The 13,884-nt window shown below is 59.4% G+C and carries 12 protein-coding genes and 1 pseudogene; all 13 read right to left on the bottom strand.

Features of this window, described 5'->3' with window-relative positions:
* Positions 1-8: 8 nt before the first annotated feature.
* Positions 9-1,904 carry a TonB-dependent receptor domain-containing protein gene (locus A7317_RS25915; protein ID WP_069077096.1) on the bottom strand — a complete coding sequence of 632 codons (1,896 nt, stop codon included), beginning with the start codon at positions 1,902-1,904 and terminating at the stop codon, positions 9-11.
* Between the two features lie 142 nt (positions 1,905-2,046).
* Positions 2,047-3,945 carry a 1-deoxy-D-xylulose-5-phosphate synthase gene (gene dxs / locus A7317_RS25910; RefSeq protein ID WP_024077641.1) on the bottom strand — a complete coding sequence of 633 codons (1,899 nt, stop codon included), beginning with the start codon at positions 3,943-3,945 and terminating at the stop codon, positions 2,047-2,049.
* Positions 3,946-4,055: 110 nt separating this feature from the next.
* A complete protein-coding gene (gene ispA, locus A7317_RS25905; protein WP_069077095.1) occupies positions 4,056-4,943 on the bottom strand; it encodes a (2E,6E)-farnesyl diphosphate synthase in 888 nt (295 codons plus the stop codon).
* Positions 4,940-5,182, bottom strand: coding sequence for an exodeoxyribonuclease VII small subunit (locus A7317_RS25900; protein WP_003176346.1), 243 nt, complete (start codon positions 5,180-5,182; stop codon positions 4,940-4,942). The genes ispA and A7317_RS25900 overlap by 4 nt, the downstream gene beginning before the upstream one ends.
* Before the next feature lie 74 nt (positions 5,183-5,256).
* On the bottom strand, positions 5,257-6,396 hold the full coding sequence (locus tag A7317_RS25895; protein ID WP_024077639.1) for a Fic family protein: 1,140 nt from the start codon (positions 6,394-6,396) through the stop codon (positions 5,257-5,259).
* 597 nt (positions 6,397-6,993) lie between these two features.
* A complete protein-coding gene (locus A7317_RS25890; RefSeq protein ID WP_024077638.1) occupies positions 6,994-7,437 on the bottom strand; it encodes a hypothetical protein in 444 nt (147 codons plus the stop codon).
* A gap of 97 nt (positions 7,438-7,534) precedes the next feature.
* On the bottom strand, positions 7,535-7,849 hold the full coding sequence (locus A7317_RS25885) for a hypothetical protein (RefSeq protein WP_024077637.1): 315 nt from the start codon (positions 7,847-7,849) through the stop codon (positions 7,535-7,537).
* Positions 7,850-8,029: 180 nt separating this feature from the next.
* On the bottom strand, positions 8,030-8,323 hold the full coding sequence (locus tag A7317_RS25880; RefSeq protein WP_024077636.1) for a hypothetical protein: 294 nt from the start codon (positions 8,321-8,323) through the stop codon (positions 8,030-8,032).
* Position 8,324: 1 nt separating this feature from the next.
* Positions 8,325-9,332, bottom strand: a pseudogene (locus A7317_RS25875) (RHS repeat-associated core domain-containing protein); the annotation flags it as partial.
* A 184-nt stretch (positions 9,333-9,516) separates the two neighbouring features.
* On the bottom strand, positions 9,517-9,801 hold the full coding sequence (locus A7317_RS25870) for a YceK/YidQ family lipoprotein (protein WP_024077590.1): 285 nt from the start codon (positions 9,799-9,801) through the stop codon (positions 9,517-9,519).
* Positions 9,794-10,423, bottom strand: a complete 630-nt coding sequence (gene ubiX / locus A7317_RS25865; RefSeq protein WP_010206807.1) for a flavin prenyltransferase UbiX — start codon at positions 10,421-10,423, stop codon at positions 9,794-9,796. Before ubiX ends, A7317_RS25870 begins: the two co-directional genes overlap by 8 nt.
* The gene (gene mpl / locus A7317_RS25860) at positions 10,420-11,769 is read right to left on the bottom strand and encodes a UDP-N-acetylmuramate:L-alanyl-gamma-D-glutamyl-meso-diaminopimelate ligase (protein ID WP_069077093.1); all 1,350 of its coding nucleotides are present in this window, start codon (positions 11,767-11,769) and stop codon (positions 10,420-10,422) included. Before mpl ends, ubiX begins: the two co-directional genes overlap by 4 nt.
* Before the next feature lie 74 nt (positions 11,770-11,843).
* Positions 11,844-13,748 (bottom strand): sigma-54-dependent Fis family transcriptional regulator, encoded by a 1,905-nt coding sequence (locus A7317_RS25855; protein WP_069077092.1) that lies wholly within the window; start codon positions 13,746-13,748, stop codon positions 11,844-11,846.
* Positions 13,749-13,884 lie beyond the last annotated feature (136 nt).

Raw genomic sequence — 13,884 nt, 5'->3', positions numbered from 1 at the left:
ATGTTTGCTCAGAGCGCCGGCGTCCAGCTCACCCCAATCCTCCACACCCGACCTTCTTCCCGATAATCCTGGTTGTTCAGGAATGCCGGATCGTTATAGCTGTAGCGCGCCCGCGCGTAAGCCTTGTCCAGCAGGTTATCGACCTTCAGCGACAGCGACACTTCCCGGCTCACCGCCCAACTGCTGCGCAATCCCAACAAGGCATAGCCGCCCAGGCGATGGCGATTGTCTTCATCGTCATAGCTGCTGCTGATCGCCTGCCAGCTCGCGCCGACTCCGAATTGATCGAATTGCCGATCCAGGTCCAGGCTCACGGTGCGCCGTGCACGGCGGGCCAGGGTGTGCCCGGTGTTGCGGTCACGCGGGTCGATGACCGAGACGCCCAGGTTGCCTTGCCAGCCAAACAGTTCCTGTTTGAGTGCGCCCTCAAAGCCGTTGATACGCGCTGCGGCGACGTTCTGCGGCTTGCTGGTGCGGTCGAGAATGATGGCGTCGCTCAAGTCGGTGCGATACAGCGAGGCTTCCAGGCGTGTGCGGTCGCTGAGCTGGCTGCGCCATTGCAACTCGTAACTCTTTGAGGTCTCTGGCTGCAGGTTGGGGTTGCTGTACTGGGTGTCCGGATAATAAAGGTCGTTAAAGGTCGGCGCGCGAAAGCCCTCGCTGTAGCTGAGCAGCACATCATTGTCCGGGTTGATCGGCACGGTGAGGGTGCCGCTCCAACTGTTCTGGGCGCCGAATTGCTGGTTCTGGTCGCGGCGCAGGCCCAGCTCGGTGGAAAACCCCTGGCCGTGGAAGCGGTGCTGCACGAAGGCGGCGCGGTTCCAGCGGCTGTTTTCGGTAAAGGAGGTGGAACCGTGGAAGCGGTCTTCGTACCAGTCGCCGCCGAGGATCAGGCTGTTCTGGTCATCCAGCGTCAGGTCGTTCTGCCAGTTGACCGAGTCGCGGTAGGTATTGAACACGCTGAAATCCTCGCTGAGGGTATCGCGCTTGGTATCGCGGTTCTCGCTATGGCCCAGTTCCAGGCGCGACTGCCAGTGCTCATTGAGTTCGGCGTCGACATAACCGCTGGCGCTGCTCACGGCGTAGTCGGTGTAGGGTTTCTGGCCGACGGTCTGCCCGGTGGCGGCGACGTAGCGCCCGAAGCTGTTGTCGTATTCCGACTTGCCGCGGCTGTCCAGGAGATTGAAACCCACCTCCAGCGCCTCACTGAAGGCATGGCTGAGGTTCAGGCTGACGGACTGGTTGCGGTAGGCATCCCGATCGCCATCGCTGGGGAATGACGTGTGCGTCGAATTGATGCCGGCGGTTTCATCCAGGCTCGCGCCCAGGTTGAAGCGAGTGTGTTCATCACCGCCGGATAATCCGAGGCTGCGCTCCCAGGACTGGTGGCTGCCCAAGCCCAGGTTCAAGCGTGGTTGCAGGCCCTGTTCGGCATTGCGCCGGGTAAACACCTGGATCACCCCGCCGATCGCGTCGCTGCCGTAGATCACCGAGCGCGAACCGCGCAGCACTTCCACCCGCTCGATCTGATCGACGTTCAGGTACTGCAGGCCACTGTCGCCGGAGGTGGTATTGGCGATGCGCTGGCCGTCCACCAGCACCAGGCTTTGTGCGGACTTGGTGCCACGCAGGTAAATGCCTGGAAGGCTGCCACGGCCGCCGGTGGGCGCAACTTGCACTCCGGGGACGCGGCTGAGCAGGTCGGTCAGGCTGGTGGGTTGCAGGCGGTCGATGTCGTCGCGGGTGAAGACGGTGTTGGCGGCGCTGCTGTCGTTGCGCGCCTGGACCTGGCGGTTGGCGCTGATGACCACATCGGGGAGTTTCAGCGCATCGTCTCGGGTGTCGGCGAGCAATTCAGGGGAGGGCAGAAGCAGCAGGGAGAGGGCGAGGCGAAGATGTCTCATGGGGCTGTCCATGGCGTTTGAAGGTGACGCAAATCAAATGTGGGAGGGGGCTTGCCCCCGATGGCGCCTTGTCAGTCAGCATCGTAGTTGACTGAACTGCCGCTATCGGGGGCAAGCCCCCTCCCACATGTTGAGCCGGTTTCTACAGCCCCAGCAGGGTCATACGCTCGCGCACGGAGGCTTCGATTCCTGCTTCGTCCAACCCGCACTCCGCCAGCATCTGCGCCGGCTTGGCGTGTTCGACGTACATATCCGGCAGGCCCAGGTGCAACACCGACTTGAGGATATTCTCGCGCGCCAGGAACTCGCTGACGGCGGCACCGGCACCGCCCATGATGGCGTTCTCTTCAACCGTCACCAGCAATTCATGGCTGGCGGCGATGTCGCGTACCAGGGCTTCATCCAGCGGCTTGACGAAGCGCATGTCGACCACGGTGGCATCGATCTTCTCGGCGACTTTCAGCGCTTCGGCCAATTGCACGCCAAACACCAGGAAGGCGGCCTTGCTGCCTTGGCGACGCAGGATCCCTTTGCCGATCTCGATAGGCGCCAGGTCTTTCTCGATCACCGCGTTCGGGCCATTGCCTCGCGGGTAACGCACAGCGGCCGGGCCGTTATACAGGTGGCCGGTGCTGAGCATCTTGCGCAGTTCGTTCTCGTCGCTCGGCGTCATCACCAGCATGCCGGGGATGCAACGCAGGTAGGACAGGTCGAAACTGCCGGCATGGGTCGGGCCGTCTTCGCCGACCAGGCCAGCGCGGTCGATGGCAAACAGCACGTCGAGGTTCTGCACCGCCACGTCATGCACCAACTGGTCATAACCGCGTTGCAGGAAGGTGGAATAGATCGCCACCACCGGCTTGGCGCCTTCACAGGCCATGCCGGCAGCGAAGGTCACGGCGTGTTGTTCGGCAATCGCGACGTCGAAGTAACGCAGCGGGAAACGCTCGCTGAAGGCCACCAGGTCGGAGCCTTCCTTCATCGCCGGGGTAATCCCCACCAGGCGCGGGTCGGCAGCGGCCATGTCGCACAGCCATTCGCCGAACACCCCGGAATACTTCGGCCCACTGGCCTTTTTCGGTGCGGCGGCGGGGGCGTCCAGGGGTTCGAGCTTGGTGATGGCGTGGTAGCCAATCGGGTCGACTTCGGCCGGGGCGAAGCCTTTGCCCTTCTTGGTAACGATATGCAGGAATTGCGGGCCCTTAAGGTCACGCATGTTGCGCAACGTGGCGATCAGGGTCGGCAGGTCGTGGCCGTCGATCGGGCCGATGTAGTTCCAGCCCAGTTCCTCGAACAGCGTGCCGGGCACCAGCATGCCCTTGGCATATTCCTCGGTGCGCCGCGCGATTTCCCACGCGCCGGGCAGGCGTGACAGCACTTTCTTGCTGCCTTCGCGCATGCTCGCGTAGGTACGGCTGGAGAGGATCTTGGCCAGGTAATTGGACAAGCCACCGACATTGCGCGAGATCGACATGTCGTTGTCGTTGAGGATCACCAACATATTGGCATCCACTTCCGGCGCGTGGTTGAGCGCCTCGAAGGCCATGCCGGCGGTCAGTGCACCATCACCAATCACGGCAATCGCCTTGCGATCGCTGCCTTGCAGGCGGGCGGCAATCGCCATCCCCAGCGCTGCACTGATGGAGGTGCTCGAGTGGCCGACACCAAAGGTGTCGTACTCGCTCTCGGAACGACGCGGGAAGGCAGCAATGCCGTCCTTCTGGCGCAAGGTGCTCATGCGCTCGCGGCGGCCCGTGAGGATCTTATGCGGATACGCCTGGTGACCCACGTCCCACACCAGCCGGTCGTCCGGGGTGTCGAACACGTAATGCAGCGCGATGGTCAGCTCGATGACGCCCAGGCCTGCACCGAAATGCCCACCGGTCTGGCCGACCGTGTAGAGCAATTCCAGGCGCAACTCATCGGCCAGGGTTTCCAGCTCGGCTTCACCCAGACGACGCAGGCCGTCCGGCGTGGCAGCACGGTCGAGCAGGGGCGTGGACGGGCGTTTGCGGGGAATCTCTTGAAACGTCGTGGGCATCAGGCGAATCGTTATAGGTATAGAAGAGGCGGCAGTTTACCTCAAGCATCGCAAACTGCCCACGCAGAGCGCCGAACTTGGCTGATATGCGGCTGCAATGGCCGCAGTTATCAGTGCCGACGTTCGACGATATACCGCGCCAGGTGCCGCAGCGGCTCGGCTGCCGCGTCGAAAGGTCGCAGGGCGGCCAGGGCTTGGTCGCGTAGCTCGATGGCATACGCCTTGGCAGCTTCAAGCCCGAGCAATGCAGGATAAGTCGGTTTGTCCCGTGCGATATCCGCACCCTGGCGTTTGCCCAGGGTGGCGGTGTCACTTTCCACGTCGAGAATGTCGTCCTGTACCTGGAACGCCAGGCCGATGGCCCGGGAATAGGTTTGCAAGGCCGCCAACTGCGGCGCTTCGGCCCGGCCACTGGCCAGGGCACCGAGGTGCACGGCAGCTTCTATCAATGCGCCGGTCTTGTGGCGATGCATATGTTCGAGGGCTTGCTGATCCAGCTTGAGGCTGACCGACCCCATGTCGATCGCCTGCCCGCCGACCATGCCGGCCGGGCCCGCAGCCAGGGCCAACGCGGTCACCATACGCAGGCGGATCTCGGCATTGACGCTGCTCAGCGCCGGGTCCAGCAAGGCGCTGAACGCCAGGCTCTGCAAACCGTCGCCGGCCAGGATCGCATAGGCTTCATCAAAGGCTTTATGGGTGGTGGGTTGACCACGACGCAGATCGTCGTCGTCCATCGCCGGCAAATCGTCATGCACCAGGGAATACGCGTGAATCAACTCAACCGCACACGCCGCGCCATTCGCTTCTTCGGCCGGTGCGCCCAAGGCTTCACAGGCCGCATACGCCAGCAACGGGCGCACACGCTTGCCGCCATTCATCACGCTGTAGCGCATGGCTTCATAGAGACGCTTCATTTCCGGGCTTGGCGCAACAAACAAGGGCTCCAGCGCCGCATTCACCCGGGCTTGGCTGCTGGCCTGATACGCGTCGATCATTCCGGCTGTTCCGCATCGAAAGGTTCTTCGGCCAACTCCCCGTCGCGCTCCAGCAACACCTGGACCTTCTGCTCCGCCTGCGCCAACGCGCTCTGGCAGTCACGGGTCAGGCCGATGCCTTGCTCAAACGCCGTCAGCGAGTCCTCCAGCGACAACTCGCCGTTCTCCAGACGCTCGACCAATGTTTGCAGGTCGGCGAGGGATTGTTCGAAATCGAGTGCAACTTTTTTGCGGGCCATGGCGGCTATTCCGGTAGACGGTAAACCGGCGCGACACTAGCAGACATGGGGGATGGGGGCAAATGAGTGGGGTGTCACTCGCCCCCTGTATTGACCTGATATCGCGTGCTGCGGCCGCCTCCGGGGAGGCGGACCAGGCAGTTTTTTTCCAGCAGGTCGGTCAGGTGTCGCGTCGCTGTCGCCTTGGAGACCTTTGCGACCGCCTGGTACTGCGCAGCGCTGATGCCGTGTTCGAAGCCCTTCTCACCACCGTCGAGCAGGCGATTGAGGACCTTGATCTGTTCAGCCGACAAAGGGAGGTCGCGGTGTTGCTGCCAGAACCGACTCTTTTCCAGCACTCGGTCAATCCGCGCCATGGCCTGCTGCACGCTGCGTAACAGGGTTTTAAGGAACCACTCCAGCCAGTCCGTGATATCCAGTGAGGCCTTCTGGCTGGATTCCAGCGCGTTGTAATAGCCGGTGCGGTCTTCGAGGATGCTGGCTGACATGGCATAGAAACGGATGGCCTGGTGTTCACCCTGGGCCAGTGCCAAATCGGTGATGGCGCGCGTCAGGCGACCATTGCCGTCATCGAAGGGATGCAGTGTGACAAACCAGAAGTGCGCGACGCCGGCGCGTACCAGAGGGTCCAGCTCCGGCTGATCGCGGCTGATTTCGAACCACTCCAGAAAATCCGCCAGTGCCTGCTCCAGCCCCAGACGTGGTGGCGCCTCGAAATGCACGGTCGGCCGATCAAGCCGGCCCGACACTACCTGCATCGGCTCATCCCCCCTCAATGCCCCAATATTGAGCGCTCTGGCGGCATAGCCTGCTTCTGGGGCCGGGAACAATAAGTGATGCCAGTTCAATAAGCGGGCGAGGGTAAAAGGCTGGGTGAATTGTTGAGTGGCATCCATCATCAACTCGGCGAGGCCTTCGCTACGGCGGCTTACCTGACCGTCTTCCATTGCTTCCAGGCCCATCCGCCTTGCCAGGGACGAGCGCACCGAGCCGACATTCAACAGCTCGCCCTCAATCGCCGAGGACGTCAGGATATTTTGCAGCAGCGCATCCAGTTCATTTTGTGCGCTGACTGCTTGGCTGACGGAGCCGAGCATGCCCAAAAGCTTGCCTTGGGCGTGCCCGCACTCGCGCAGCAAAGCCGCAAGGCGACCGGGTTGCCAGTGGAAATGAGGCCAGTCGGCGTGTTGCCAGATCCAGTGTGGATGAGCCATGGTGGAATGCCTGGGGTGCGTGAGCCGAATAAAGAGGTTATTCGGCTCATTTTGTGAACCGATTGTGCTGCGGATTCGGCTCAGGGTCTAGTCAGGCTGTCGTTATTTTCTGTAGCTATGGCGATGTGAGGTTTTGATTTTACCTTCTGGGCGATATAACTATCAGCAACCACTGGAAGATGCCCTCTCCGGTATTATTCGCCATAAAGCAGTAGCTTTCTCGCTTCACTAGCTTCAAGCTTTATGACTTTTTTGTGAGGGGCTAGAGTCTTATTCATTGTACATGTCGCCTATTTTAGGCCCGGCGGCGCCTATCATTTGTAAGGCAACTAGATCGTTGAGTTTGATCCGCTCCATAAACTGTTTTGCTGATCTATAAAATTTATGGCTGGTGTGTTTTTGTTAAAAGCACTCGTGCGCAAATATCTCTAGTGCTAAAGGTGGCACTAATGCGTAGCTTTGTTTCATTTGTTTGTATAGCGTTTTTTCAATGGTGTTGTCCGCGAACGCCTGCGGTCTAGAGTAAGGTTTGTGCTGCGAAGATAAGTTTCGTTCTGCGTCTACTAGTTTCTCTATATGGCTATCACTGTTCACGTCTCAACGTCTGGGAGTTTGTGGTATGGAGGGCTTCAATAGTGCAAAGTCGATATCGCCCTCAAATGAAATACAAGCAATCCAGTTTAGCTGTTTTTGAACTATATATGTGTGCTGTGGTATTTCGGAGAAAACGCTGAGTGCCTCTTCTAGTTGTTCGAGGTTTATGCAGTAAGCGTCGTCACAAACCGAATCACCCACAATAATTATTGTGTCGTCGGCGACTTTTTTGATTTCCTTGGCCAGTCGTGAGGTCGGCGAGTCCGTAAGGTCGCCCCCAAAGTTCATGCTGTTGTTTAATTTGCTCCAGGCAATTTTGCTTCCTGAGAAAGGGATGTTTTCATTGATCTCTCTAACAATGGAAGCGTGATCATTGGCAGGAAGAATATTAAAGGCAATGTTGTGGGATCTCAGTTCCGCAATTAGCTCGTCATCAAAATAGCTCATTTTTTTTTGCGAACCTTTTAGTTATTTGTAATACGGTTTTTGGAAAAAGGGGGCGGAATTATTTGATTGCGCCCTTTCTACTCCGCGTCAGTCAATGTCATATCTCTTGTGCGCTATAGCTGCCAGCAACTACGAGAAGAATTGTTTTTCCGCCATTACTCGATGTAAAGCAGTAGGTTATTCCAGTTTCACCAGGCTCCAGTCTAGTGGCTTCTTGCGAAAGCCATGTGTTTTCCTCTTCGTACATGTCGCATATTTCGGTGCCGACAGGGCCTAAGCCTTGAAAGGCAACTAGGTCGTTAAAGGTTATATTCCAACGTTTTTCCTGCCAGTCTGTAAACTCCATTATCAATGTATTGCGGTTGCAAATCAGTTTTTCAATTGTTCCATCTGCCACAGGGATTTTTTTCATATCAGCTTCCTGGATGTTTTTCACCCGGTAAAAATCCGGTTCCGTGCCCTTCTTCGTAAGAGTGTGGTACGACTTTTATTGCTAGATAGGGGGCTGGGGGCAGATTTATTTGATCGAAAACAGCGAGTCGGATCTTTAGTCTATAAATAGTTCTGTCCCCTTTCTGCCAAGGCTTTGGTGTTATGTGGGCTTCCAGAATTCCAAGCCTTGCATGTAGCGCTCTAAGTCATCCATGTCGTCGTCGCCCAAAGTTGTGTCGAATCCTGCAGTGATTAGTCCTCTTACTTTGGCGAGCCTCGATGTAATTCGAGCGTTGTCAATAAAGTCCGTAGTGGCTCGCTGATAGTCTTCGCAGGGTTTATCAATATAGTAGGTGCCCATTTTGCGCAGTGAAACTAACATGAATTCGATTTCTGCCAGTGCTTCCAGAGCGTCTTCTCCAGAGATGGTTATTTTTTTGTTTGCATCCAACATTTCACTTTCTCCTGACGAAAGTAGGATTTATTAATTTTAGATTTCCCCAAATTGTCAGCTCTAACGAGCCGTACCTTGGGTTTTTCTTCTCTTTCAGCATGTGTTTCGGAACGTCAGTTTCTACGTAGTCTCGACCCCGGCTTATATCGACCTGATAGCGCTTTTGTACATCAGCAGCGCTTAGAATCTTACTTCTTGCTCGTTCTACGTAAACTCTATTGTTGTCAAGCGCTAAAATTTCTCCATCTTGCTCTATTCCATTCAATCCCTTCCTATTGGTGTAGTGTCTAACCCTGACCATCTCTCCTGATGCGGATGGCAGGGCAGGTTCGCCCGGATTGGAGTTAGCATTTATCTTCGGATTTTTGGCATCGACAGATGGCTTGCATCTGTCTCCACCGGGACAAGTATTCAGTCCCAACGGGTCAACCCACCCCGTAGGGTTAGGCACGTACTGGTACCCATTGATCCCACCCGCCAACTTCACCGGATCCGGTGTCAGGTAACGACCAACATCCGGATTGTAGTAGCGATGGCGGTTGTAGTGCAGCCCGCTTTCCTGATCGAAGTACTGACCCTGAAAACGCAGTGGGTTGTCGACTGTTCCGATGTCGAGCCGGGTGATTTCGCCGTAGGCGCGGTAGTGGGCGGACCAGACGATTTCACCCTCGGGGTTGGTGAGCTCCTGCGGGGTGCCGAGGTGGTCGAGTTGGTAGTGGTAGGGCTTCGTTTCTTTTGGGCCGAAGCCTTCCAATAGCGCCAGTGGGCGAAAGCTGTCCGGTTCGTAGAGGTAGCTGCGATGCTTTTCGGCGTGGTGTTCGGCGATGAGCTTGTCGCCTTGCCAGAAAAACTCGGTGGTGATGTTGTCGACGGTTTTGCTGATTCGTCGCCCAAACGGATCGTAGCGATAGCTCGCGGTTTGGCCGTCGGGCTGGGTAATGCCGATCAGCCGATGCTGGCAGTCGTAGCGGTATTCGGTGACGAGTTGGTGACCCTTGCCGTTCCGTTCTGAGTTCTTCGCGAGCAAGCTCGCTCCTACAAAAAAGCCTTAACTGAACGGCATTAGGGCAAGCCCGCTCGCCACAGTAAGCCCGCTCGCCACAACACGCCCGCTGGCCACAGGTTAGTGTTTGCTCGTTCTATGCCTATAACTAGCCCCCCACATTGGTTTTGGGGTGCCTTTAAAATCCAGGCTAGAGCCCGCCCGTGGCGTTAAACCCCACACCGAGCACCGTCAACACCGACAGCGGCAACAGCAGCGTATCAAGCAATGCACTGGCTGGCAGGTCGACACCGGGATAGCTCGGCGCCTGCGCACCAAACCGGTCCATGGCGCAGCAGCCGCCATTCATCGCATACAAATCCAGCCGCGTGCCGGCATACACCACCGGCGCGCCGGGCTTGGCCGCATCCAGCGTACGCGCGGTGGCGCAGCCGGCCAGTTGCAACGCCAGGATGACCAGCAGGGCCTTATTCATCGCTGCTCAAATGATGCTCACCCCAGCGCGGCAACATGTCCTGGGGAATATTCAGCAGGTTGAGAATCCGGGCCACCACGAAGTCCACCAGGTCATCGATGGTCTGCGGCTGGTGATAGAAACCAGGCGATGCCGGCAAGATGGTCACGCCCATGTTCGACAACTTGAGCATGTGCTCCAGGTGAATGCTCGAATACGGCGCTTCGCGTGGCACCAGGATCAACTGGCGGCGCTCTTTGAGCGTCACATCCGCCGCGCGTTCGATCAGGTTGTTGCAGGCGCCCGTGGCAATCGCCGACAAGGTCCCGGTGGAACACGGCACCACCACCATCGCCGCTGGCGCGCCGGAGCCCGAGGCGACCGGCGACATCCAATCTTCCTTACCATAGACCTTGATCTGCCCTGCCGCCGCACCGGTGTACTCGGTGAGGAAGGCTTGCATCATCTGCACCTTGGGCGGCAGCGCCACGTCCGTCTCGGTGGCCATCACCAGTTGCGCGGCCTTGGAAATCAGGAAGTGGACCTCACGTTCTTCGCGCACCAGGCAGTCCAGCAGGCGCAGGCCATAGGGCGCGCCGGACGCGCCGGTCATCGCCAGGGTAACGCGTTCCGGGCCGCTCATTTCAGCGCCTCGGCCAACTTGCCATGCAAGCCGCCAAAGCCGCCGTTGCTCATGACCACCACGTGGGTGCCAGGCTTGGCCTGTTGCTTGACGAATTCGATGATGCCTTCAATGGAATCACAGACCTTCGACGGCACGCTGCAAAGCGCCGCAATCGCGGGCAGGTCCCAACCGAGGTTGGCCGGTGCATACCACACCACCTGGTCGGCGTCGTTGACACTTTCCGGCAAGCCGTCGCGGTGCGCGCCGAGTTTCATGGAGTTGGAGCGCGGCTCGACAATGGCGATGATCGGCGCATCCCCAACCCGCTTGCGCAGGCCATCAAGGGTGGTGGCAATCGCCGTCGGGTGGTGGGCAAAGTCGTCGTAGATGGTAATCCCATTCACGTCGGCGACCTTCTCCATGCGGCGCTTCACGCTTTTGAATGCGCTCAACGCGGCAATGCCCATCGACGGCACCACGCCCACATGGCGCGCGGCTGCCAGGGTCACCAGGGCGTTGGCTACGTTGTGCTGGCCGGTCATATCCCATTCGACGATGCCCTGGGCCTGGCCTTCGAACAGCACTTCAAAGCGTGAGCCGTCCTCGCTGAGCAACTTGACCTGCCACTGCCCGCCCGCACCGGTGGTTTGCACCGGGGTCCAGCAGCCCATGTCGATCACGCGCTGCAAGGCCGGCTCGGTAGTCGGGTGGATCACCAGACCTTCGCTTGGAATCGTGCGCACCAAGTGGTGGAACTGCCGCTCGATGGCCTGCAAATCGGGGAAGATGTCCGCGTGATCGAACTCAAGGTTATTGAGGATCGCAGTGCGCGGGCGGTAGTGGACGAACTTGGAACGTTTGTCGAAGAAGGCGCTGTCGTACTCATCGGCCTCAATCACGAAGAACGGCGTATCGCCCAGGCGCGCCGACACCGAGAAATTCTGCGGCACGCCGCCGATCAGGAATCCCGGGCTCATGCCCGCATGCTCCAGGACCCAGGCCAGCATGCTGCTGGTGGTGGTCTTGCCATGGGTGCCGGCGACCGCCAATACCCAGCGGCCTTGCAGCACGTGATCAGCCAGCCATTGCGGGCCGGAGACATAGGGCAAGCCTTTGTTCAGGACGTACTCGACCGCTGGGTTGCCACGGGACATGGCGTTGCCGATCACCACCAGGTCGGGGACCGGATCGAATTGGGATGGGTCGTAGCCCTGCGTCAGCTCAATGCCCTGGGCCTGCAACTGTGTGCTCATGGGCGGGTAAACATTGGCGTCGGAGCCGGTAACGTGATGGCCCAACTCTTTGGCCAGAACCGCCATCGAGCCCATGAACGTGCCGCAGATACCAAGAATATGAATGTGCATAGTCGACCTCGTAAAACATCGAGGCAGGTTAGCGCAGGGGGGCAAAAATCGCACCTTTTAGCTGTAGGACCCGATCATAGGGAGGCGCGGGCAATACCGTGCCGGCGCAGCTTTCTATAGAGGGTGTTGCGGCTGACACCCAGCTGTTCCGCCGTGTGGGTCATGTGCCAGCGCTGTTGCTCCAGCGCCGTGAGCAACGCCAGGCGCTCGGCGTCCTCCAGAGGCGACTCCATGGACAGGGCCTCGGCCACCGGTTGCGCCTGGGCCTGGCGGATCTGCGCGGGCAGGTCCTCAAGGCCGACTCGCCCGTCGTCACACAGCGCCGCCAGCGTACGCAGCACGGTACGCATCTGCCGGACATTGCCGGGCCAGGCAAAGCGAAGCAGCGCCGAACGCGCCGCCAGCTCAAGCAACACGGCCTGCCCGCCCGCCTCTTCTGCCAGCAGGAAATCCAGCAATTGAGATTTATCACTGCGCTCACGCAATGGCGGCAACCCGACTTCCAGGCCGTTGAGCCGGTAATACAGATCTTCGCGGAAACTGCCGTCCGCCACACGCCCGAGCAAATCCCTGTGGGTCGCGCTGATGATCCTGACATCGATCGCCTGGGGCTCACCGCCCAGAGGCACGACCATGCGGTCCTCCAGCACCCTTAATAGCCGCGTCTGCAACGCCAGGGGCATATCGCCGATTTCATCGAGGAACAGCGTACCGCCATCAGCCTGTTGCAACTTGCCCTGCATGCCCTCCTTGCGCGCGCCGGTAAAGCTGCCGCCGCGGTAGCCGAACAGTTCGCTTTCGATCAGGCTTTCCGGGATAGCCGCGCAGTTGAGCGCAACAAAGGCTTTGTCGGCGCGCTGGCTGGCATGGTGCACCGCCTTTGCGAACGCCTCCTTGCCGGAGCCGGTCTCGCCATTGATCAGCAACGGCACGTCGCGCTCGAATACTCGCAACGCCTTACGGAAATCGTTTTGCAAGGCCGGGTCACCCAGGCAGATACCGGGCAGCCGTGGTGGCTCCGGCAACTTGGCAATGGGGGCGGGTACCCCTACGCCGCGAGGCTGACCGCGCAGGGCCGCGAACAAATGCCGGCCATCCCGGGTACGCAACGGCCAACTGGCGGTGGCATTTGCGCTGGCGCGACCGAGCAGCTGATCCAGCGAACACTCGAACAACGCCTCCACCGGCTGCCCGAGCAAGCCGCCGCGAACCTGCCCCAGCAGGTTCAACGCGCTCTGGTTGACCGCACAGATACGCCCTTCGCCGTCGAACGCGAGCAACCCCTCGCTGAACAGGCCCACCGATTCCGCCTGTAAATGAAAGCGCAGCAACCATTGGTTCTCGAAATGCCGCAGGAAGTAACAACTCTCGATCATCTTCGCCGAGAGATTGACCAGCGCCATGGTGTGAAACTGGCTCTGGCGCGACACCGCTTCCCTGGCCGAGGACACATCCAGCACCGCCAGTAATTCGCCATGAGGGTCGAACACCGGGCTGGCCGAGCAGGTCAGCCCGGTATGCCGGCCACGGAAGTGTTCATCACGATGAATCGTCAACGACTGGCGCTCCACCAGGCAGGTGCCGATGCCGTTGGTGCCTTCGCAGGCCTCGCTCCAGTCCGCGCCCAGCCACAGCCCGGCGCGCTCGAAAATCTTGCGCTCACTCGACGCGGTGACACAGTTGAGGATCACCCCGCGCGCATCGGTCAACAACACTGCATGGCCGGCGCCCGAGAGCTGTTGATGCAGGCTGTTCATCTCGCTGCCGGCGATGTGCAGCACCTGTTGCAGGCGCTCGCGGCTTTCCAGCAGGCGGCCATGTTCGAGCACGGTAGGGGCGATGGTTTGCGCAGGGTCGAGGTGGTAGTCCTCCAGGCACCTCAGCCAGGAGCGGGCGATCGACGGGTCACTGGACGGGTCGCGCCCTTGGGCCACGGTGAGGACTTGCTGGGCATGGCGACTGAAATGATCGTTCTGCATGTTCTTATTATTCTCTCTACGTGAGAGCCCCCAGCATCCCCCAGCCATCCGACCTTTGCAATCCCGAGCCGACCCACTGGTCATAGGCTGTACCGTTTATGGCACAAACTGTCACTGCGCCTGTACCACGGCTGCC

The sequence above is a fragment of the Pseudomonas fluorescens genome (assembly GCF_001708445.1).
Classification (GTDB): domain Bacteria; phylum Pseudomonadota; class Gammaproteobacteria; order Pseudomonadales; family Pseudomonadaceae; genus Aquipseudomonas; species Aquipseudomonas gorinensis.
The sequence above is the reverse complement of the archived record's forward strand: the minus strand, read 5'-3'. Positions and strand labels throughout refer to the sequence as shown.